At 74.0% G+C, this 20,944-nt stretch carries 21 protein-coding genes; 8 read left to right on the top strand and 13 right to left on the bottom strand.

Annotation, left to right across the window (positions count from 1 at the left end):
* From E1291_RS42245 to E1291_RS26105, 3 genes are all read left to right on the top strand, one after another.
* Window positions 1-379 (top strand): sigma-70 family RNA polymerase sigma factor family protein (locus E1291_RS42245; RefSeq protein WP_503108243.1); only part of this gene is annotated, 379 nt, incomplete at its 5' end.
* The gene (locus tag E1291_RS26110; protein ID WP_131740688.1) at window positions 379-1,593 is read left to right on the top strand and encodes an NAD(P)/FAD-dependent oxidoreductase; all 1,215 of its coding nucleotides are present in this window, start codon (window positions 379-381) and stop codon (window positions 1,591-1,593) included. The genes E1291_RS42245 and E1291_RS26110, both read left to right, overlap by 1 nt.
* 112 nt (window positions 1,594-1,705) lie before the next feature.
* A complete protein-coding gene (locus tag E1291_RS26105) occupies window positions 1,706-1,951 on the top strand; it encodes a hypothetical protein (protein WP_131740686.1) in 246 nt (81 codons plus the stop codon).
* 198 nt (window positions 1,952-2,149) lie between these two features.
* Here E1291_RS26105 and E1291_RS26100 read toward each other — a convergent pair whose 3' ends face one another.
* Window positions 2,150-2,677, bottom strand: coding sequence for an AAA family ATPase (locus tag E1291_RS26100; RefSeq protein ID WP_131740684.1), 528 nt, complete (start codon window positions 2,675-2,677; stop codon window positions 2,150-2,152).
* A 95-nt stretch (window positions 2,678-2,772) separates the two neighbouring features.
* Between E1291_RS26100 and E1291_RS26095 the strand changes: the two genes are divergently transcribed.
* Both E1291_RS26095 and E1291_RS26090 read left to right on the top strand, forming a co-directional pair.
* Window positions 2,773-3,753, top strand: coding sequence for an aldo/keto reductase (locus E1291_RS26095; protein WP_131740682.1), 981 nt, complete (start codon window positions 2,773-2,775; stop codon window positions 3,751-3,753).
* 248 nt (window positions 3,754-4,001) lie between these two features.
* Window positions 4,002-6,098, top strand: a complete 2,097-nt coding sequence (locus E1291_RS26090; protein ID WP_131740680.1) for a PP2C family protein-serine/threonine phosphatase — start codon at window positions 4,002-4,004, stop codon at window positions 6,096-6,098.
* A 33-nt stretch (window positions 6,099-6,131) separates the two neighbouring features.
* Here E1291_RS26090 and E1291_RS26085 read toward each other — a convergent pair whose 3' ends face one another.
* Complete coding sequence (locus tag E1291_RS26085; protein WP_131740678.1) at window positions 6,132-7,109, bottom strand: NAD(P)/FAD-dependent oxidoreductase; 978 nt, start codon at window positions 7,107-7,109, stop codon at window positions 6,132-6,134.
* A 93-nt stretch (window positions 7,110-7,202) separates the two neighbouring features.
* Here E1291_RS26085 and E1291_RS26080 point away from each other — a divergent pair, with 93 nt between their 5' ends.
* Window positions 7,203-7,811 (top strand): helix-turn-helix domain-containing protein, encoded by a 609-nt coding sequence (locus E1291_RS26080; RefSeq protein WP_131740675.1) that lies wholly within the window; start codon window positions 7,203-7,205, stop codon window positions 7,809-7,811.
* Between the two features lie 140 nt (window positions 7,812-7,951).
* On the opposite strand, the gene E1291_RS26075 is transcribed toward E1291_RS26080, so the two are convergent.
* From E1291_RS26075 to E1291_RS26045, 7 genes are all read right to left on the bottom strand, one after another.
* Window positions 7,952-8,971, bottom strand: a complete 1,020-nt coding sequence (locus E1291_RS26075; protein ID WP_131740674.1) for a DUF2278 family protein — start codon at window positions 8,969-8,971, stop codon at window positions 7,952-7,954.
* A 167-nt stretch (window positions 8,972-9,138) separates the two neighbouring features.
* Window positions 9,139-10,401, bottom strand: coding sequence for a M28 family metallopeptidase (locus E1291_RS44725; protein WP_207400939.1), 1,263 nt, complete (start codon window positions 10,399-10,401; stop codon window positions 9,139-9,141).
* Between the two features lie 65 nt (window positions 10,402-10,466).
* Window positions 10,467-10,784 carry a hypothetical protein gene (locus E1291_RS26065; protein WP_131740672.1) on the bottom strand — a complete coding sequence of 106 codons (318 nt, stop codon included), beginning with the start codon at window positions 10,782-10,784 and terminating at the stop codon, window positions 10,467-10,469.
* Window positions 10,785-10,812: 28 nt separating this feature from the next.
* Window positions 10,813-11,937, bottom strand: a complete 1,125-nt coding sequence (locus tag E1291_RS26060) for a zinc metalloprotease (protein ID WP_207400938.1) — start codon at window positions 11,935-11,937, stop codon at window positions 10,813-10,815.
* Between the two features lie 194 nt (window positions 11,938-12,131).
* Entirely contained in the window at window positions 12,132-12,581 is a 450-nt protein-coding gene (locus E1291_RS26055) for a DUF8820 family protein (RefSeq protein WP_131740670.1), read from the bottom strand.
* Window positions 12,582-12,593: 12 nt separating this feature from the next.
* On the bottom strand, window positions 12,594-13,670 hold the full coding sequence (locus tag E1291_RS26050) for a DUF6745 domain-containing protein (RefSeq protein ID WP_131740668.1): 1,077 nt from the start codon (window positions 13,668-13,670) through the stop codon (window positions 12,594-12,596).
* 95 nt (window positions 13,671-13,765) lie between these two features.
* Window positions 13,766-14,401, bottom strand: a complete 636-nt coding sequence (locus E1291_RS26045) for a maleylpyruvate isomerase N-terminal domain-containing protein (protein WP_131740666.1) — start codon at window positions 14,399-14,401, stop codon at window positions 13,766-13,768.
* 147 nt (window positions 14,402-14,548) lie between these two features.
* Between E1291_RS26045 and E1291_RS26040 the strand changes: the two genes are divergently transcribed.
* The gene (locus E1291_RS26040) at window positions 14,549-15,202 is read left to right on the top strand and encodes a class I SAM-dependent DNA methyltransferase (RefSeq protein WP_131740665.1); all 654 of its coding nucleotides are present in this window, start codon (window positions 14,549-14,551) and stop codon (window positions 15,200-15,202) included.
* Window positions 15,203-15,351: 149 nt separating this feature from the next.
* Window positions 15,352-16,509 carry a S8 family serine peptidase gene (locus tag E1291_RS26035; protein WP_165495289.1) on the top strand — a complete coding sequence of 386 codons (1,158 nt, stop codon included), beginning with the start codon at window positions 15,352-15,354 and terminating at the stop codon, window positions 16,507-16,509.
* A gap of 53 nt (window positions 16,510-16,562) precedes the next feature.
* Here the strand turns inward: E1291_RS26035 and E1291_RS26030 are convergent, their stop codons facing one another.
* The 4 genes from E1291_RS26030 to E1291_RS26015 form a co-directional block, all read right to left on the bottom strand.
* The gene (locus E1291_RS26030; RefSeq protein ID WP_131740661.1) at window positions 16,563-16,961 is read right to left on the bottom strand and encodes an RNA-binding S4 domain-containing protein; all 399 of its coding nucleotides are present in this window, start codon (window positions 16,959-16,961) and stop codon (window positions 16,563-16,565) included.
* Window positions 16,954-17,892, bottom strand: coding sequence for a 1-acyl-sn-glycerol-3-phosphate acyltransferase (locus tag E1291_RS26025; RefSeq protein WP_131740659.1), 939 nt, complete (start codon window positions 17,890-17,892; stop codon window positions 16,954-16,956). Before E1291_RS26025 ends, E1291_RS26030 begins: the two co-directional genes overlap by 8 nt.
* Window position 17,893: 1 nt before the next feature.
* On the bottom strand, window positions 17,894-18,724 hold the full coding sequence (locus tag E1291_RS26020) for a patatin-like phospholipase family protein (RefSeq protein ID WP_242614376.1): 831 nt from the start codon (window positions 18,722-18,724) through the stop codon (window positions 17,894-17,896).
* Window positions 18,725-18,813: 89 nt separating this feature from the next.
* A complete protein-coding gene (locus E1291_RS26015) occupies window positions 18,814-20,751 on the bottom strand; it encodes a glycoside hydrolase family 3 protein (RefSeq protein ID WP_131740658.1) in 1,938 nt (645 codons plus the stop codon).
* Window positions 20,752-20,944: the final 193 nt, after the last annotated feature.

The following is a 20,944-nucleotide window of genomic DNA, read 5'->3' as shown; positions in this document are numbered from 1 at the left end:
GGCGCCGGAGGAGCAGCGCCGCGTCCTCGCGGCGTTCACCGCGGCCTGCCGGACCGGCGACGTGGGGGCCCTGCTGGGGCTCCTCGACCCGGGCGTCGTGCTGCGCAGCGACGGCGGCGGCCGGGTGCGGGCCGCGCGCCGGCCCGTCCACGGCGCCGACCGGGTCGCCCGGTACGTCGTGGGCGTGGCACGTCATCTCGCCGGTGAGCGGCCGCTCGTGCCCGCCACGGTCAACGGCCGTCCCGGCCTGCTGTGGACGGACGGCGAGCGCGTCGAGAGCGTCATGACGGTGACGCTCGCGCACGGCCGGATCACCACCGTCGACTTCGTCCGCAATCCCGAGAAGCTCCTTCGTGTTCAGCTGAGAGGAACCCCCTGATGTCGGACGTCCTGATCCTGGGCGGCGGGTTCGCCGCCGTCTGGAGCGCCGCGGCGGCCACGCGGCTGGTGCGCCGGGAGGGCGCGGACCTGCGGGTCACGGTCGTCGCCGCGGGCGACGACCTCGTGATCCGGCCGCGTCTCTACCAGGCCGATCCCGCGGCCATGCGCGTCCCCCTGGACCATGTTCTGGGTCCCATCGGCGTCGAGCGGGTGCCGGGCGTCGCGACGGCCGTCGACACCCGGACGGGCACCGTCACCGTGCGGGGACGCGACGGGGGCGTCGCCGAGCGGACCTACCGCCGGCTGATCGTGGCCACCGGCAGCGCGCTGGTGCCGCCGCGGCTGCCGGGGGCCGAGCATCTCCACAACGTCGACACGATCGAGGCCGCCACGAAGCTGGAGGAGCACCTGCACGCGCTGCCGCCGGGCGAGGGGCGGTTCACCGCGGTGGTCGCCGGAGCGGGCTTCACCGGGCTGGAGATCGCCACCGAGCTGGTGGGGCGGCTGCGCGCGCTCGCCGCGCCGGAGGGGGCCGCGGACGGGGTCCGCGTCGTCCTGGTGGAGCGTGACGGGGCCGTGGGACCGGAGCTGGGCCCGGGGCCCCGCCCCGTCATCACGGCCGCCCTGGACGAGCTGGGCGTCGAGCGCCGCCTCGGCGCGTCCGTGGCCGAGGTCACGCCGGAGGGCGCCGTCCTCGCCGACGGCACCGTCGTCCCGGCTCGCACCGTCGTGTGGACGGCCGGGGTCCAGGCCAGCCCGCTCACCCGCGACGTGCCCGGCGAGCGGGACGGGATCGGGCGCCTGGTCACCGACCGCTTCCTGCGCGTCCCCGGAGTCCCCGGCGTCTACGCGGCGGGCGACACCGCCGCCGCACCCGTCGAGGCCGGCCACGTCACGATGCCGAGCTGCCAGCACGCGACCCCCCTCGGCCGCCACGCCGGGCACAACGCGGCCGCCGACCTCCTCGGGGTGGATCCGGTGCCCTTCACGCCCGATCCCTATGTCACCTGCCTGGACCTCGGCGCGGCCGGGGCGGTCTTCACCTCCGGGTTCGAACGCGCCGTCCAGAGCACCGGGGCGGTGGCCAAGGCCCGCAAGCGCGCGGTCAACGAGGAGTGGATCTACCCGCCCGTGCACGACGCGGACGAGATCCTGCGGCTGGCCGACCACCGGATCTCCACCCGCCGTCCCGTGGAGCCCGTCTCCACCTGACCCGCTTTACCTGGGCATACACCGGTTTTCTTGACGTTTGGTGCGGTTTTGCGGGGGCGTGCCCGGGGATGGACCCCTCGCTGGCTAATCTGCACGTTGGGGGAGAAACCATATGAAGAGGGTCATCACCGCCATGGTGCTCGTCATGATCGCCGGGATCGGGGCGGTGGGCAGCGCCGCCGCCTCCCAGCCGTCCCGCACCGACCGGACGGGCCGCCAGGACTGCCGCACCTACTCCAGCAGGACGGTGTGCGGCGAGGTCCAGCTCAACCAGAAGCAACGCGCATGTGCGACCTCGATGGTCCAGCAGGGAATGACCCAACGCCGCGCCGAGACGGAGTGCTACATCTTCGGCTGAGTTGATTGCAAGCCCGGCCCACGGTCCTCGCCTAGCGGCTCGGACCGTGACCGTTCTTGTGCGAGCGCGAATCGCTTCGCGATCTTCCCGGCGGGGGCTCGCCTTCGGCGTCGCCCCCGCCGGTCAGGGCGCGCGCTCGCGTGATGGCTGAGGACTACTCGGAGGCATGGCTCGGCGACCGGGCTAGGGCCCCGGGAGTTAGGGGCGGTCCTGTACCCAGTGGTCGATGATCTGTGCGGCGACTTCGGTGACCGTCCTGCCGGCGGTGTTGATGCGGTGCACGGTCGGGGGGTCGGCGGCTTGCATCTGGGCGAGTTGGTCGAGGGTTCGGCGCAGCTGGGCCTCGGCGGCCGAGCCGATCTCCCGCCGCTCGATCCGGTCCCGCAGCGTCGCCTCGTCCGCGACGAGGCGGACGGTCGTGATCTCGGCGTCCGGAACGGCCTCGGCCACCCACCGCAGGTCCGCCGCGAGGTCGGCGAACACCCCCGTGACGAGCAGCCTGGTGTGCCCGGCCTCGGCGAAGGTGGACCACAGGGCCGCCAGGTTGCGGCGGGACAGCTCGGCGGCGTCCATGCCGGGCGGCGGCCAGGGGTGCACGCGGTCCAGCTCGTCGGAGTCGATCAGCGCGTGCGGCACGTCCAGGTCCGCGAGCCGGTGCGCCGCCTCGAAGGCCGTCGAGGACTTGCCGACCCCTCCGGGGCCGCAGATGACCAGGACCTCGGGCACGCGTCCTCCTGCGAGCGGTGGTGGAACGATGTATCGGGCGGGTGATCTTCGGGGGTGGATGCGTCACTATAAGCGGCGAGGAAAGGGGAGCGGAGATGGACCAGGTGCGGCTCGGGACGACGGGCATGAAGGTCTCGCGGATCTGCCTCGGCATGATGAGCTACGGCGACGGCAGGCAGCGGGCGTGGACCCTGGACGAGGAAGGGGCGGAACCCCTCGTCCGGCGGGCGATCGAGGGCGGCGTGACGTTCTTCGACACCGCCGACATGTACTCGGGCGGTGTGAGCGAGGAGATCACGGGCCGGCTGTTGTCGCGCCTGTTCCAGCAGAGGGACGACTACGTCCTGGCCACGAAGGTCTTCCACCCGATGGGAGCCGGTGCGAACGACAAGGGGCTGTCACGCAAGCACGTGATGGCCGCCATAGACGCGTCCCTGCGCAGGCTCGGTGTTGACCACGTCGACCTCTACCAGATCCACCGCTGGGACTATGAGACGCCCATCGAAGAGACGATGGAGGCCCTGCACGACATCGTGAAGGCCGGCAAGGCCCGGTACATCGGCGCGTCCAGCATGTACGCATGGCAGTTCGCCAAGGCGCAGCACGTCGCGGAGATGCGCGGCTGGACGAAGTTCGTCTCCATGCAGAACCACTACAACCTGGTGTACCGCGAGGAGGAGCGGGAGATGATCCCGCTCTGCCTCGACCAGGGAGTCGGGTGCATTCCCTGGAGCCCTCTGGCGCGCGGGCTGCTGGCGGGCAGCCGCGAGCGGGGTGGCGGACGCAACACTCTCCGGGCCAACAACGACGCCTTCGCCGAGAGCCTCTACAACGACGACGACTTCGACGTGGTCGACGTCGTCCGGCAGGTCGCGGCCGAGCGGGGCGTCCCGGCCGCTCAGGTCGCCCTCGCCTGGCTGCTCGCGCGGCCCGGGGTGACCGCGCCCATCGTCGGCGCGACGAAGCTCGCGCATGTCGAGGACGCGATCGCGGCCGCGGAGCTCGTCCTCGACGACAAGGAGATCGCCCGGCTGGAGGCCCCCTATCGGCCGCATCCGGCCGGCGAGTACCTCTGACCTGGGCGTCCGCGATCGGCGCCGCCGGGATTCGAACGGTCCGGGCGCGTCCGGCGTCTACCAGGGGTGGTGATTTGCGATTCCACCGGCTATCGGGGCAGGCTGTTGGCCAGAACGCCCACGCGTGGCAAGACCACCACGTGGGGAAATCGGTGACAAGGGCTGGGAGACCGCGTTATGCGCCGCGCGTCTCCCGGCTTCCCGGGTGCTGAGGGGCCCCGGGACGACGGCGCTGAAGGAGCCCGACGATGACCGAGAATGACGGCACGCAGGGACCGCAGTGGCCGTTGCCGGAGGACGAGGGCCGCCCGCGTCCCCAGGACGAGCAGCAGCCCGGCCAGCAGGCCGGACCGCCGCCGGGACCGCCGTCCGGACAGCCCGGACGGCCGCTCGGCGCCGTCGCGGTGGCCGTCTGGGCGGCGGACTCCGACTCCTCGCTCACCCTGGCGGGCGCGGCGGGATTCGGCCCGGCCGAGCCCGCGCGCTGGCGGTACGTCCCGCCGGGCGTCGCGACGCCCGCCCGGACCGCCCTCGTCGAGCGGCGGACGGTGTGGCTGGGCTCGCTCCACCGGGCGGGCCTGCCGTCCATCGGGCACCGTGACCTGCCCGCGGGCGGACGCGTCGTCGTCCCCGCCGGGACGGGCGGCCGGATCATCGGCGTCCTGGAGATCTGCTGGCCCGGCGTCCCGCTGGAGCGCTCGCCGCGGATCGAGCGGCAGATCGACGCGCTGGCCGAGCTGTGCGCGCGGACGCTGGATGAGCGCCCGGAGACGGGCCCGCCCGGCGCCGGCCGCGGGCCCGCCGAGCTGGTCGACCTGGCCGGCGGGCTGCACGACCCCGCCTGCGTGCTGGTCCCGCACATGGGCGCGGACGGCGCCCTCTCCGACTTCCGCATCCACTACGTCAACGACCACTTCGTCGACCTCGCCGGCCGGCCCCGCGGCGCGGTCACCGGGATGCTGCTGCTGGAGGCCTACCCGCTGGCCGCCGGGCAGGACGGGCTGCTGGAGAAGATCGAACGGGTCTACGCCACCGGCGAGCCGTTCCGCGCCGCGCGCACGACGCTCAACTCGATGGTGGACCAGGTGCCGCTGACCACCACCGCCGACGTCAGCATCAGCCGCCACGGCGTCGGCGTGCTGCTCATCTGCCGGGTGGAGGACGAGGCGGCGCGGCTGGCCGGCCTGCTGCAGCACGCCCAGCGGCTCGGCCGCATCGGCGGCTTCGAGGAGAACCTCGTCACCGGCGAAGTGACCTGGCACAGCCAGCTGTTCGCGCTCTGCGGGCTGCCGCCGTCGGCGCCGCCGCTGCGGCTGGCCGCGCTGCCCGGCCACGCCCACCCCGACGACGAGCCCGACCTCGGCCGTTTCCTGCGCACGCTGCTGCACCACCGGCAGCCCGCCTCGACGGCGTTCCGGCTCCAGCGTCCGGACGGCGTGATACGGCACCTGCGGATCGTCGCCGAGCCCGTCCTGGACGGCGGCGGGCACCTGCTCGCGGTGCGCGGCGCCTACCAGGACATCTCCGCCCAGCACTGGACGGAGGTGGCGCTGGCCGCCACCCGCGCCCAGCTCGCGCACACCGAGCAGCAGTCCGCCGAGCGGAACCGGCTCACCCTCCAGCTGCAGCGGGCCATCATGCCGCCCACGCGCGGCCCGATCGACGCCTCCGGGCTGCGGGTGGCCGTCCGGTACCGCCCCGCCGAGCACGGCCACATGGTCGGCGGCGACTGGTACGACGCGGTCGTCCTGCCGTCCGGCCGGGTGCTGCTGTGCGTCGGGGACGTCGCCGGGCACGGCATCGGCGCCGCCACCGGCATGGTCGTGCTGCGCAACGCGCTGCGCGGTCTCGCCGCCACCGGCGCGGGCCCGGCGCAGCTGCTCGGCTGGCTCACCATCGTCGCCGACCACCTCACCGACGCGGTCACCGCGACCGCGCTGTGCGGCCTGTACGACCCGGCCGACCGGACGCTGCGGTGGGCGCGGGCCGGGCACCTGCCGCCGGTGCTGGTCCGCGGGGACGAGGCGTCCACGCTGCCGATGGTCCGCGGGACGATGCTCGGCGCGCTGGAAGAGGGCGACTACGAGGAGGGCGTCCTCGAACTGGAGCCCGGCGACGTGCTGCTGCTGTACACCGACGGGCTCGTCGAGCGCAGGGACGGGTCGATGCACGAGGCCCTCGACCGGCTCATGGCGACCGCGCGCGAGCCCGTCGCCGACCTGGAGACCAAGCTCGACCACCTGCTCACCCACAGCAACGCCGACACCGACGACGACACCTGCCTGGTCGGGATCCATCTTCCCGTGTCCGATCCGGGCCCGGCCCAGGTGGGCTCGCCCGCCTGACCGTTCTCGGTGCGACGGCTCGTGTGAGTGGATTCAGAGGCCGTGTGCCGTGTCGCCTTGCTGGGCTCTGGCGTTCTCCGCCTCCGCCCGGGCCGAGAAGGCGGCGGCGACGGCCAGTGCTCGGGCCGTGTCTTCTTGGACCAGGTCGTTGTTCAGGGACATGGCGGCCGCCGCGCCCATGCCGGCGGCGGTGACGACCTTCGCGCGCGGGTCGGCGACGTTGCCCGCCGCGTGGACGCCGGGCACGCTGGTGCGGCCGTCGGGACCGGTGACGACCCAGCCGTCCCGCGTCTCGCAGCCGAGCGCCCTCAGCACCGCGTCCCGCGGCACCATGCGCGGGACGAGGAACACGGCCGCCCGGGGCACCGTGCCGCCCCGCACCAGTTCGACGCCGTGAAGCCGGTCCCCGACGACGACCAGCCGCTTGACCTCGCCGTCCACCACGCGGATCCCGCGGGCGGCGAGCCGCTCGCGGTCGCCTGCGGCCACCTCCGCGGTGTGCGGGAAGAAGACCACGTCGTCCGACAGGCTCCTGACCAGCAGGCCCTGGTCCACCGCGTTCGGGTGGGTGCCGAGGACTCCGAGAGGCTCGTCGCGGACCTCCCAGCCGTGGCAGTACGGACAGTGCAGGAGGTCCTTCCCCCATCGCTCGCGCACCCCGGGGATATCCGGGAGTTCGTCGCGCAGCCCGGTCGCCACGAGGATCCGGCGGGCCTCCAGGACCGGGCCCCCGGCGAGCCGGACGCGGAAGCCCGGCTCGGCCTCCTCCACCCGTCCCTCGATCAGGGTCACCCCGTACCCGGCGACCTCGGCCCGGCCCACTTCCAGCAGCGCCGCCGGAGACATCCCGTCCCGGGTCAGGAACCCCCGCATGTGCGCCGCGGGCGCGTTGCGCGGGGCGCCCGCGTCCACCACCGCCACCCGGCGGCGCGCCCGGCCGAGGAGCAGCGCGGCGTTCAGCCCGGCCGCCCCCGCGCCGACCACCACGACGTCGTAGGACCGTGCGTCCATGTCCGATCACCTCCACCTCCGAGGCTGCCTCCCGTCCGGCGGATCGACAACTTCCGTTGCCATTTCCGGGAAACGCGGGGTGGAATGGGCGACATGGAGCACACGCCCGAGATCGCCGGCACGCTGGCCGCGGTCGGTCCCCGGCTCAGGCGCCTGCGGACCCGGCGCGGCGTCACGCTGGCCGCGCTCGCCGAGGCCACCGGCATCTCCAAGAGCACGCTGTCGCGGCTGGAGGCGGGGCAGCGCCGTCCCAGCCTGGAACTGCTGCTGCCCATCGCCCAGGCGCATCAGGTGCCGCTGGACGAGCTGGTCGGCGCGCCGGAGGTCGGCGATCCGCGCGTCCGGCTCACGCCCCGCCGGCACAACGGCCGCACGGCCGTGCCGCTGACCCGCCGGCCGGGCCCGCTGCAGGCGTGGAAGTCGATCATCCCCGCCGACCAGAACACGCCCGACCCGTGCACGCACGAGGGCTACGAGTGGCTGTACGTGCTGTCCGGCCGGATCCGGCTGATCGTCTCCGGGCACGACCTGATCATGGGGCCCGGGGAGGCCGCCGAGTTCGATACCCGGCTGCCGCACTGGTTCGGCCCCGCCGGGGACGAGCCGGTCGAGGTGCTCAACATCTTCGGTCCCCAGGGCGAGCGCATCCACCTGCGCGCGGCCCCCGGTTCCCGCCGCGCGGCCCGCGAAACCAATCAATGAATGGCCGGTGAACATCGGGTACCGCGCGGACGGGCGAAGCGAGCGCCGTTTCCGTGGCACCCCGAACCAGCCATTCATACTATGTCGCAGAATTGCAGGATTGCCGGGTTCGTACCACGTCCGGCGCCGTGCTCCCGGCGTCAGAAGGTCAGCGTCCAGCCTTCCCTGGCGGCCTGCTCGCGGGTGTAGGCCACGCCGTCGACCTTGAGGCCGGCCCGGTCGAGCAGGGTGATCGCCCCACCGCCGTTGCCGAGCTGGACGGGCGGGGCGAGCGCCACGGCCAGCGCCGCGCCGGGCGGGATCGTCCCGTGCAGGGCCTGGCGGTTCTTCAGCCGGTCGGTGATCGCCCAGCCCTCCAGGTCGACCGGGTCGGGCGAGGCGTTGAGCAGCGTGACGGTCTCGTGCTCGGGCGCCGGGCCGGCCGGGTTGACCAGGGCCGCGATGATCCGGACGGGCTTGTCCGGCCCGCCGGGTTCGGGACCAGGGCCGGGACCAGGGCCGGGGCCGGGGCCGGGGATGGTGTGCCCGGTGGTGTCGTCGGTGTGCCAGGACTGCGACTGGAACGCCAGGAACACCCCGACCCAGCGGCCCGCGGACGGCAGCCGGATCAGCAGCCCGCCGTCCTGCCAGACACCGTCGTCGGCGGTGAAGCGGCCGCTGTTGCCCTGGTTCATGTGGACGTCGTGGACGCCGTTGCCGGGCCGGAAGCCGAAGATCTTGTCGGCCTTGGTCTCCGGGCCCCAGCGCTGCCCGAACACGTACAGGCGGGCGTCGGGGTCGGCCTGAACCGCCTGGACGTAGTGGTCGAGGAACTCCCCGAGGTCGTTGTCCGGGCCGGGGAGGGTCGTCGGGGCGGGGCGCATGGCCGCCGGGTCGAACAGGTTGCCGCGGATGAAGTCCAGCGCCGCGCCGCCGGGCCGGCTCTCCAGCGGGCTGAACCCGTCCGGGAGCGCGTCGGCGGCGGCGGTGACGGGGTGCCGGAGGTCGTCGACGGCGAGGTAGAGCAGGTCGGGCGGGGACGTCTGCGACCGGATGTTCACCGCGACGCGGTAGTCGGTCCCCGCGGCGCTGACGCGGATCTGGTAGTGCGGGGTGTCCGTCGTCTCGACCCGGCGATCCGTCACCGTTCCCTTGAGCACGCCGTAACCGGTGATCGGCACCGCATCCACCTCCGCGTCGAGTCCGCGGCTTTCAGTATGACCGCACAAGTACAGCTCACCGGAAAGCCGTCATATCCACCGGGCAAAAAGGATGCACCACCGCACGACCGGCGGGATACCATTTCCCCCTTTAGCTTATTAATTGGCCAGATACGGACTGACCGGACTCAGCGCGGGGCCGAGGCCGCCACCGCCAGGTTCATCCGGACGATCTCCAGGGCCAGGCTCGGGTCGACGGTGTCGAGCGTGTCGCTCGCCGTGTGGACGTGGTGGTTCGCGTCGTCCGCGCCCTCGATCGTGAGCACCGCCGGGATCGAGGCGTCGATGAACGGCACGTGGTCGCTGTTGAAGGGCCGCAGGGACGTCTGCACACCGAGCTCGGTGTAGGTCGCCGCCGCCGCGGCCAGCTCGCCGATGAGGCCCGCCGACACCTGGCCGCCCTCCAGCAGGACGGACGGCGCCGCGGTGTTCACCGAGGCGATCATGTCCATGTTGATGACCGTGCCGATCGCGGCGCGCTCCTCCGGGGGCAGCGACGCGACGTACTGCGTGCTGCCGAACAGGCCCTCCTCCTCGCCGCCGAACAGGATCAGCCGCAGGTCGTGCTCGGCGTCCCCCGCGCTCGCCAGGACCCGGGCCATCTCCAGCAGGCCCGCCGAGCCGCTGCCGTTGTCGTCCGCGCCGGGCGCGGGCGCCGCCGGACCGCCCACCACGTTGATCGAGTCCAGGTGCGCGGTGACGAGGACGGTCTCGCGCGGGCGGCGGTGCGCGGCGAGCCGCTCGGCGACCACGTTCGCCGAGCGTCCCGGACCAACGGTGATGGGCACCTCCGACACCGTGTAGCCGAGCTCGCGAAGCCGCTCCCCGGCCAGCTCCGCCGCGTCCCGGAACCCCTGGCCGAGCGAGTGCCGGGTACCGAGCCCCACGAGCCGGGTGAGGACGTCGCGGTAGGCGTCCCCGGAGACCTCGTCCACCATCGCCTGGACGCGGGGGTCGGGCTCGCGGGGCGTGGCGGCCGCGCTCCGGAAGACGAGCCCGCCCGCCGGAAGCGGCTCCACCCGGTAGCAGAGGCCGGGGTGCGGCCGGATGCGGGCGCGGTGGTCCTCGTCCAGCGACACCACCAGGTAGCGGCCCTTGTCGGCGAGCACCGGCACGTCCGGGTGCTCCTGCTGGAACACGCGTCCGACCTGGGTCACCAGGCGCAGGTCCGCGGCCGTGCCCGGCGCGCGGCGTTCCTCCAGCGGGACGCCGGCCGAGCGGGCGCGGGCCTGGGCCTCGTCCCAGCCCGCGCCGTCCTCGGCCCAGTAGAAGACGGTGTCGTCCAGCCGGACCCAGTCCAGGCCGGGCGCGTCGGCCCGCGCGAGTTCCGCGCCGAGCCCGGCCGAGTCGTCGCCCGCTGGAAGGACCGCGAGGCCCACCCGTGCGGTCACCGCTTTCATGGGAACGCCTTCATGGGAACGCCCTCACCCCCGTCCCGGCGCGCCGCCCGGACGGGTCATTTCGCGATCGTGAGCGTGTCGTCGGTACGGGACAGCACCGTGATCTCGAACGGCGCGCCGCGGCCCTCCGGATAGCTGACGCCGACCCGGTCGGCGCCGCGCCTCTCCCACCGGCCGTGGAGCTCGTACAGGCGGTCGTCGGGCCCGGGGCGGCGCTCGACGAACGTGCCGTCCGGCCGGAACTCCAGCCCGCTCCGCACCTTGCGGGCGGGCCGGAACGGGTGGCCGGACGGCCTGTACACCGCCTCGGTCGGCGTGTCCTCCTCGTAGGCGTGGATCCAGGTGCCCGTGACGTCGGCCGGCTCGCCGTTCACCCGGCCTCCCCCGGCGGCGGGCGGCCCGTCATCCGCTCACCCGGCCGGTGACGAGCCCGAGCGCGTCCCGGATCTCGGTGAGGACGGCCTGCGTCAGCCGCTCGGTGTCGGCCAGCAGGCGTTCCACGTCGCCGCCCTGCGCCGGCACGGCGCCGTTGGCGGCGCGCGGCGTGCCGGAGGGCGCCGCCCCCACGGGCTGCGCGGGTCCGGCGGCGGCCTGGCGCGCGACGAGGAAGGAGGCGCGCGCCCCCTCCAGGCACGCGTTCATCCGCTCGCCCTGCCCCTTGGAGAACATGAACATGGCGGCGTCGTCGACGTAGTCCATGTAGTTCATGAACATGTCGCCGTTCGGGCCGTTGTCGCAGGTCACGTGCGGGAAGGTCGGCTTCCCCGCGTTGTGGTCCGCCTGGTTCGGCGTGTCGGCAACACGGTCGTCGTTGGTGCAGGCCCCATCGTCGTCGCCCCAGATGTGGAACAGGTCGAGCCAGTGCCCGATCTCGTGCGTGGCGGTGCGCCCGCCGTCGAACGGCGCGGCCGCCGTGCCGGTCGTCCCGAACGCCGTGTTCAAGATGACCACCCCGTCGGTCTGCGGCGGTCCGCCGGGGAACTGCGCGTAGCCGAGCAGCCCGCCGCCGAGCCGGCACACCCAGATGTTGAGGTACTGGTCACTGGGCCAGGGGTCGGCGCCGCCCGTGTTGGCGGACTTCACCGCGTCGTCGGTGTCGAAGCCCTCTTTGCCGGTCTCGACCCTGACGATCCCGTTCGTCTGCGCGCCGAACGGATCCTGCGCGGCGAGCTGGAACTCGATCCGCGCGTCCGCGACGAGCGGCTGCCAGACCCGCGGCACCTGCGACACGTCGGAGTTGGCGGCCCGGTAGTCCTTGTTGAGGACGTCGATCTGGCTGTGGATCTGCGCGTCGTCGATGTTCTGGCTCGGATCGGCCGGATTGTGGACGACGTGGCAGACGACAGGGATGGTCACCACTCCGCTGCGCGTCGAGCTGCGCCGTCCGGTCTCGTAGAGGAGGGCCCGGTTCTCTATGCGCGCGCGTTGCGCTCGGTAGGTCATGCTCTCGTTGAGCAGACGCCGGTGGACGAGCATGGCCCCGCACAGGTCGCGGGTCGGGGCCGGGAAGTTCGGTGATGCTGCCATTGCCATGGGTCCTTTCCCGTCGCGCGGCATCGGCCCGCCCACCGGTTTCGCCGGGCGGGCCGCGACACGTCCGGGGACCTACCACCGCCCCCCAGGAGACCAAGCCCCGATATGCCCCAAATCCTCCTTAAATGCTGAAGTTTGCCGCTTTCTTCACTTTCATCGGAGGTCGCGCGGACGGCTCGTCCGGCCGCTCAGTCGGCGACCAGCCGCACGCCCCCCGGCCCGCGCCGGGCCTCGTGCTCGCGCTGGCGCCGCACGACGTACGCGCCCGGCGCGCAGCCGCTCGCGCCGTGCTCGGGATGCAGCAGGTAGGCGACCTCCGAGGTCTCGAAGATCCCGATCGCCAGGTGGACCGGGTCGACCACTGCGGTCGCCCACCGGCACGTCCCGGGATCGGCGACGAGGGTGTGCGGGTTCCCGCCCGCCTCGCCGCGCAGGAGCTCGACGCCCTCGGGCGGGACGTCCCGCCACCGGGCCCTGGACGAGGCGTAGACGGTCCCGCCGAGCAGGCCCAGCGGGATCACGATGAGGTCGCCCTGGGCCTGGACGCCATCGACGACGGGGACGGTCACCGACCGCTCAAGATGGTCGAGCACGGCCAAGCCCGTCCGCTCGGACAGGGACGCGAGTGTCACGGTCATGGGAATCACCTCTCAAGTTCGGCGGGCGAGAAGGGAGTACTGCTCTGCGGACAACCCGTAGGTCCACCCGGCGGCGGCGACCGGGTCGGCGAGGGAGCCCGGCACGGTCAGCCCGTACCGGCGGCGGCTCCCGTCGCGTTCGAGCGACCCGTTGACGGCCAGGAGCACCCGGGACTCCCGCCGCATGTCGTACAGCCGCAGCTCGGTGCCGGGATTGCCGGGGTCGGGCGCGGACGCGACCAGCCGCAGCCCGGCCCGCTCGATGTAGTCGCCCCAGCCGATGCGCTCGATCGCGCACCGCCGCACCTCGACGTTGTCCTCGCGCTCGATGCGCTCCACGTCCGGGTCGGTGAGCACCCATCCGGGCACCCGCGTCCCGTGCCAGAAGTACAGCTCCCACCCGTCGGCGAAGCGCACCGCCGGGCCGTCCGCGGAGTGCAGCCGCACCTCGCCGCCGTCGCCCGTGCCCTCGACGCACAGGACGCCGGGACGCTCGGACACCACGCACACGTCCTCGCCGGGCCACCACCACCCGCAGGACCGCACGACCGTCGCCCACAGGTCGAGCCGCCGGTTCTGCTCAGCGGTGAAGGCGCCGCCGGCCGAGCGGCGGATGGCGTCGTAGAAGGCGACCCAAGACGGACACTGCACCGCGTGCCAGTCCCTCCGCACCCGGGAGTCGTGCGCGGCCATGAGCACCACGCTCAAGGAACGGTCGGTGGCACGCTGGAGCGAGAGCCGGACATCGGTGTGGAACAGCTCCGCCAGGCACCGGTGCCGGTTCCTGACCCGGTCGTCGAGGTCGAGCGTCAACGACGCGCGCGCCGCCTTGAGCAGCCGCGTCACCGGCCACTCGTTCACCCGGCCGGCGGGCGGCGGCGGTCTCAGCCGCGCCCCCGGCGGGACGGTCTCCAGCGCCATGAGCGGCGAGGAGACCCAGTGGAAACGGGGTGGCCCCAGCCCGGCGATCCGGTAGAGACCTGAGATGGCCGCCTCGGCGGCGGGACGGTCGGCGGGCAGCGTCGACAGCGCCGGGCCCAGCCATTCGTCGCGGATGTCAGCGGCTTCCCGCTGCACGTGCGCGCTCACCGGAGACCGGTTCCGCGCTCCTTTCCAATGATCATGCCCGCATGGTGCCAGAGCGCCGACGCCTCGTCCACCCCCTTTCCCGGGGGGACGGACCGTCAGAGGGCGGCGATGGTGGCGGGGGCGCGCTCGGCACGGCTGAGGGCGCGCACGACGGCGACCGGCCCGTGCCTGCGCACCGCGAGCCGCGCCAGCAGCCCGACCACCGTGGCGACGGCCTCGTCCGGGAACACGGGCTCCGGAACCCCGGCGCTCACCGCCAGGTCGTCGGCGTGGACCACGAGCTCCAGCATCCGGGTGACGAGAAGGTCGTCGAGCATCAGCGACCACGCGCCCCACAGCCGCAGCGGCACCGGCCGCTCGGCCGCCGCCGGAAGCCCGGCCGACAGCTCCGCCAGCGCCGCGTCCACGCGCGCGGCGAGCGCCTCCGGTCCGCCCTGCGCGGCCCGCTCGCCCCCGCCGCGGATCCGGACGTTGATCTCGGCGTCCGGGCCCGCGCCCAGCCAGGACGACCTGCCGTAGTGGTCGAGCAGCGAGACCGGCTCCTCATCTCCCGGAGGCTCGGCGAGCAGCGCCGCCAGCCCCGCGATCTGGAAGCCCAGGTGCCCCGCGAGACCGCCCACGCTGAACTCGGGGAGCGCGCTCGGCCCGTCCCACGCCTCGGCCACCGCCGGCTCGCGTAACAGCGCCGCCGCCACGCGCGCCGCCGCGAGGAAGTCGTCCCTGGTGCCCATCGCCCGCCTCCTCGTGATCCCCCGGAGGGAAAATCCGCCTCCATGACAGTACGGCGCGGGTCACCCCCGGTCGAGGCCCGCTGGAGGCGCCGCGGCGGAGCGACGATCACGCGCGGGCCGCGGCCGGGCCGGTCTACTGTCGCCCCTATGACGGACGAGCGCCCCCACCTGCGCACCACGCGCACGGCCTACGACGACATCGCGGCCCTGTACACCGAGATGTTCGGCGACCCCCGGCGGCTGGCGCCGCTGGACCGCGCGATGATCAGCGGTTTCGCCGAGACCGTCCGCGGGCCGGTGCTCGACGCGGGGTGCGGTCCGGGCCGCGTGACGGCGTACCTGCGCGGGCTCGGCCGGGACGCCTCGGGCGTCGACCTGTCCCCCGAGATGATCGGCCACGCCCGCGCCGCGCATCCCGGCATCTCCTTCAGCGAGGGCACGATCGCCGCGCTGGACGCGGCGGACGGCTCGTTCGGCGGCGTCCTGTCCTGGTACTCCGTCATCCACACCCCGCCCGAGCTGCTGCCGGAGATCTTCGCCGAGTTCCACCGCGTCCTCACCCCCGGCGGGCACCTGCTGCTCGGCTTCTTCGCCACCGCCGGGGAGACCGAACCCCAGCCGTACGACCACAAGGTCACGGCGGCCTACTGCCTGCCCGTCGACCACGTCGGCGCGCTGCTGGCCGCCGCGGGCTTCACCGAGATCGCCCGGATGGAGCGCGAGCCGGCCGACGACGAGCGCCGCCGCCACGGCCGCCTCCTCGCCGTCCGGAGCCGGCCGGCCGGCGCGAAAGACGAATAACGATCGAATAACTCCACCGAGAGTTACCCGACTCCTGACCTGGCGAGACAAGGCCGGTCAACCGTAAGGACAGCTGGACACCCGTGGACCGGCTGCTCCAGACTTTCCGCGAAATCACGGGGTCGCAACACGCCTTTCCGGGACGGGGTTTGAGCATCGAGCATCGCCGGGACACGACGGCGCGCGTGCGGGCGGTGTCCGCCGCGACGGCCGCCTTCCTCCTGCTCGTGCTCACCGCCTCGCCCGCCGCGGCGCTGCCCAGGCCCCGCGCCGAGGAGTGGTGGTTCGCCACCTGGCGCATCACCGACGGCGTCTGGCCGACGGCGCGCGGCCAGGGGGTCACCGTCGCCGTCGTCGACGGCGGCGTCGAGGCGCACCTGCCCGACCTCCAGGGCGTCGTCCTAGACGGCGCGGGCTGGGACGCCCCCGGCGACCACCACGCCGACGAGGGACGCGCCGACGAGGGCCACGGCACGGCCATGGCCGGGCTGATCGCCGCTCAGGGCCGCGGGTCCGGGATGGTGGGCGTCGCCCCCGAGGCCAAGATCCTCCCGCTGCGGGCCGGCGCCACCGGCCTCGGCCCCGCCCTGCGCTACGCCGCCGACCACGGCGCGAAGGTGATCAGCATCTCCCGCGCGGGCCCCGGGGCCTGTCCGGCGGCCCTGCAGAAGGACGTGACGTACGCCGTCCGGAAGGACGCCATCGTCGTCGCGGGGCCGGGCGGCGGAACCGGGGACGACGACCTCCGCTGGCCCGCCAACTGCGCGGGCGTCCTCGCGGTCGGAGCGGTGGACCACCGCTCCGGCGTCTGGCCCGGCACCTCCCCCGGCACCAACGTCATGGCCGCCGCCCCCGGCCCGGGCGTCTCGTCGGTGCGCGGCAACGGGACGATCGGTGCGCCGGGCGAGGCGAGCGCGGCCACGGCCCTCGCCTCGGGCGCCGTCGCGCTCGTCCGTTCCCGCTTCCCGCGGATGTCCGGCCGCCAGATCGTCCAGCGCCTCCTCGCCACGGCGAAGGACGTCGGCCCCGCGGGCTGGGACAAGCGCACCGGCAACGGCCTCCTGGCCCCCCACCAGGCCATCACCTCCAACGTCCCCGCCGACGCACCCAACCCCACCTACGAACGCCTGGACCGCCTGGAGTCCGGCGGCTACTCCGCACCGAAAGCCCTCGCCACCCGCCCCCAGGCGCACACCCCGAAAAACGAGAGCTCCGCCTTCCCCCTGCTCTCAGCGACCCTGGGCCTCATCGCCGTCCTCACAGTGGCCGCCCTCTTCATCCTCCGCAACCGAGCCGCCAACCGCTGACCCACGGCAAAACCACTGCCGCGGGAATCGAAAAGCGAATTCGGCCAGGTGGGTCAGTGGTCTTCGTGGGCGGAGCGGCTCAGTTGGAGGGAGCGGAGGCGGTCCAGTTCGCGGCGGTCGCGCTTGGTGGGGCGGCCCGCGCCGCGGTCGCGGAGGCCGATCGGGATCAGTGCCTCGCGCGGCGGGGGCGGCGGGCTCTTGTCGATGAGGCACTCCTGCGCGACGGGCGCGCCGACGCGCTTGCGGATGACGCGCTGCACCACGACGATGCGCTCGCGGCCGTCGTGGCGCAGCCGGATCTCGTCGCCGACGCGGACGGTCGTGGCGGGCTTGGCGCGCTCGTCGTTGACCCGGACATGACCAGCCCGGCACGCGGTCGTGGCCATGGAGCGGGTCTTCAGCAGCCGCACCGACCAGATCCACAGATCGACTCGGACCGTGCCCTCATCCATGCTCCGACCCTAGCGCGGCGATCCAGGCGTCCGCTCGCTCCCAATGGGTGTAAAGCCAGTCGACCTGGTCGGCGGGGACACGGGGGACGTCGGCGGCGGAGACGCGCCACCAGCGGACGCGGACGGGCGTGGTGAGGGGCACGCGGCGCCAGATGTCCGCGACGGTGATCATGTCCTGGAGGCCGGCGTGCGCGACGAACACGACATCGGCGGCCGGGGCGGCGGCGAGGGCGGCCAGGACGCCGCCGGGGCGCGGCGGCATCAGATGGGTCATGCGGGCGGCGCGGGCCGCCTCGCGCCGCCGGTTCTGGCGGGTGAGACGGCGGATGGCGCGGTGCCGGCGGCCGGGGGTGAAGTTGCCGCCCTCGGGGAAGATCACCAGGGCGTCGCGACGGCCGAGGCCGGTGGCGAGACGCTCGACGGGGGCCGTGCCCTGGCCCGGCGTGACGAACGCGTTCGGCAGCCGGTTGCCCGCGAGGTCCACGCAGGGGTCGAGCTGGAGCGCGGCCTTCATGACCACGCGAGGGCGGCGCCCGTAGCCGGTGAGCAGGTGGTGGACGAGCAGGAGCGCGTCGCCGGGGCCGGCGTGCCGGCTGAGGACGATCAGCGGCCCGCCGCGCGCCCCGTCCCAGCGGCCCTCGACCTCGATGCGCAGGCCGAGGTCGCGGCGGGCGGCGCGGTCCAGGCCGGCGACGTAGCGGCGGACGACCCCGTAGTACCGGTCGGCGGGGGCGCGACGCAACCACAGCCGGCCGCAGGCGAGGACGGCGGCGCATTCCAGCGTCCCCCACGTCGCGGCGAAGCGGACGAACCGCGCGACGCGGGTGCGGGGGCCGCCGAGCAGCGACGGCGGCAGCAGGACGAGCGCCAGCAGGGTGAGGGCGAACAGCAACGGCGTGCACAACGCGCGGCGGATGATCGGCGGTGGCATCTCATGCTCGTTCCTTGAGGTAGGCCATGCTGGCCCGGTATGCGCGCTCTATGTGCGCGGCGATGTCGGAGGTCGTGCGGTAGCGCAGCTGCGCCAGGTCGACGCCGGCCTTGCGCGGCGGTACGCCGGCGGGCAGGACGTGCACGGCGAGCCCGTCCGGGAGGGCGGCCATCTCCTCGAAGAAGCGGTGCCTTCGGGCGATCTCGAAGGCGACGAGGCCGACCTCCCAGGGGCGGCGCGGGGGCGCGAGGTCGCGTTCGATGCGCCCGGCGTGCAGGACGTAGACGGTGGTGGCGCCGAGGTGGACGGCGCGTCCGACCGGGATGCTGTGGACGAGCCCGCCGTCGTAGTAGTGCCGGTCGCCGACGCGGACGGGCGGGAGCAGGCCCGGGACGGCCGAGGAGGCCAGCACCGCCGGGATGATCGGCCCGCGGGTGAACCAGTGCGCCATCGCGGTCTCGACGCAGGCCGCGACGCACTGGAAGGGGACGGCGAGGTCCTCCAGGCGGGTGGGTTCGAGGAGGTCGGTGAGCATCCGGCGGAGCGGCTCGCCGGAGTGCAGGTGGGTGCCGGAGCGGGCGAGGGTCCACATTCGGGCGAGCAGGCCGGCTCCGAACACGGTGCGGACGGAGTCGTCGGACCACAGGCCGGTGAGCCGCTCGACCGCGGTGGCCGGGTCGGCGGCGAGAAGAGCGCCGTGGAGGGCGCCGATGGACGTGCCGATGACGAGGTCGGGGCGCACGCCATGGTCCTCCAGCGCCCACAGCATGCCGACCTCGTGCGCGCCGAGCATGCCGCCGCCGCCGAGGACGAACGCGACCCTCGACTCCACCTGCTGCCCTCCGATCCCTGACGGGCAGCCTCTCCTCGTGGCGGGCCGGTAAACCCGGCGGCTCCTTGCACGGACGGCCGGGGGACGGGTCAGCCGCGGGTTGTCAGGCCGTGGCCATAGGGGAAGAGGGGGTCGTAGTGCCGGTCGCCGATGTTGATCGGCTCCTGGGCCTCGCTGCGCGGCCAGGACACCGGCAGGCGTCCGGTGAAGGGGCGGTCGCCGAACAGGACGTCGGCGACGCCGGCGCCTTCGCTGCCCGGAAGCCACGACATGACGAACGCGTCCATGCGGGGAAGCTCGCCGGTGACGATCTGCGGGCGGCCCGCGACGTCCAGGACGACGCAGGTGGGGACGGCGCCGCACACCTTGGCGATGACGGCGCGGTCCGCGTCCGCCAGGGCGAGGGTGTGGCCGTTGCCGACGTCGCCGATGCCCTCGGCGTACGGCCGCTCGCCGATCACGACGATGCCGGTGTCGCTGTCCCCGGCCGGCGCGGACGCGTCGGCGCTGTAGGTGACGTGCGGCGCGCGGCGCCGGATGCCCTCCAGGATCGTCGTGCCGGGGATCGTGGGACCGGACGCGCCCTGCCAGGTGAGCGTCCAGCCCCCGGCCTGGTTCCCGATGTCGTCGGCGTTGGCGCCCGCGACGTAGATGTGCTCGGTCCCGCGCAGCGGCAGGGCGTGCCCGGCGTTCTTCAGCAGGACCTGCGACCTGGCGACGGCCTCGCGGGCGACGGCGCGGTGGGCCGCCGAGCCGATCGTCCCGGCGCGGGAGCGGTCGGTGAAGGGATGCTCGAACAGGCCCAGCTCGACCTTGGCCGTGAGGATCCGGCCGACCGCGTCGTCGACGCGGGACATCGCCACGCGGCCCGCCCGCACCTCCGCGACCAGCGTCGCGACGAACGCGGGCGCGCTGAAGGGCTCCATGAACATGTCCATGCCGGCGTTCACGGCGGTGCGGACCTGCGTCGCGTAGTCGCCGGGGAGCTGGTGGACGGCCTCCCAGTCGCTGATGAGGAAGCCGCGGAAGCCGATCCTCTTCTTGAGGACGCCGGTCAGCAGCTCCTTGTGCGCGCTCATCCTGATCGGGTCGCCGACGCCGTTCTCCGTCCAGTCGACACTGGAGAACGACGGCATGACGCTGCCGACCCGGTACTTGCGGACGGCCGTGACGTAGGGGGCGAGGTCGATCCGCTCGAAGCGCGCCCGATCGGTGATCGTCACGCCCTGGTCGATGGTGTAGGTGCCGGTGGTGGACGTCCCGAACACCGTGTCGCCGTCGCCGGCGAAGTGCTTGGCGGTCGCGAGGACGTGCCGGGTGTCGGCGAGGTCGTGTCCGCCGCGTCCCTGGAAGCCCTCGATGCCCGTCTCCATCGCGGTGACGAGCGCCGGGTCCTCGCCGTAGCTCTCGTACGTCCGGCCCCAGCGGACGTCGCGGGTGACGCAGACGCAGGCGGCGAACACCCATTGCGGGCCGGTCGCCCGGGTCTCGGCGGCGGTGATCCGCTGCTCCTCGCGGACCAGGGCGGGGTCGCGGGTCGCGCCCATCGCGAGGTTGTGCGGGAAGACGGTGGCGCCGGCGAGGTTGCCGTGGCCGTGCACGGAGTCGACCCCGTAGAGCAGCGGGATCCGCAGGCGGGTCGCGAGGGCGCGGCGCTGGTAGCCGTCGACCATGTCCGCCCAGCCGGACGGGGTGTTGGCGGCGGGCACGGACCCGCCGCCCGACAGCAGCGAGCCCAGCCCGAGCGAGGTGATCCGGTCCGGGTCGGCGTCGGCGGCGGAGCGCTCGGCCTGCGCCATCTGGCCGGCCTTCTCCTCCAGGGTCATGCGGCCGAGCAGGTCGCGGACGCGCTGTGCCGCGGGAAGCCGGGGATCGAGGTACGGGGCGGCGGCCCCGGCGGCGCGCGCGCCGGACGGCAGGGCCGCGACGGCGGACGGTAAGGCGGCGGCGAGGGCGAGCGCGGTGAGGGAGCGCCGGATCCGGGGCGGCGCCGGCCGCGCGGCGGCGCTCGGGCGGGGGTATCGCAAGTCGTCTCCTGGCGGGGATCGGTCCGGGACGCGCGCGGCCGGGACGACCGCGCATGATCGGCGTCTCCTGGAACCTCTCCCGGCGCCTCCCGGCCGTCAAGGGACCGCACCGCCGCCCGGACGGTGCCTTGCGGAACCGACAAGCCCTCTTGACCTCGGCGGCCGGGCGCCGCGGGCCCCGGCGCTCCGCGCG

It is taken from the genome of Actinomadura roseirufa (assembly GCF_900659635.1).
Lineage (GTDB): Bacteria > Actinomycetota > Actinomycetes > Streptosporangiales > Streptosporangiaceae > Spirillospora > Spirillospora roseirufa.
The sequence above is the reverse complement of the archived record's forward strand: the minus strand, read 5'-3'. Positions and strand labels throughout refer to the sequence as shown.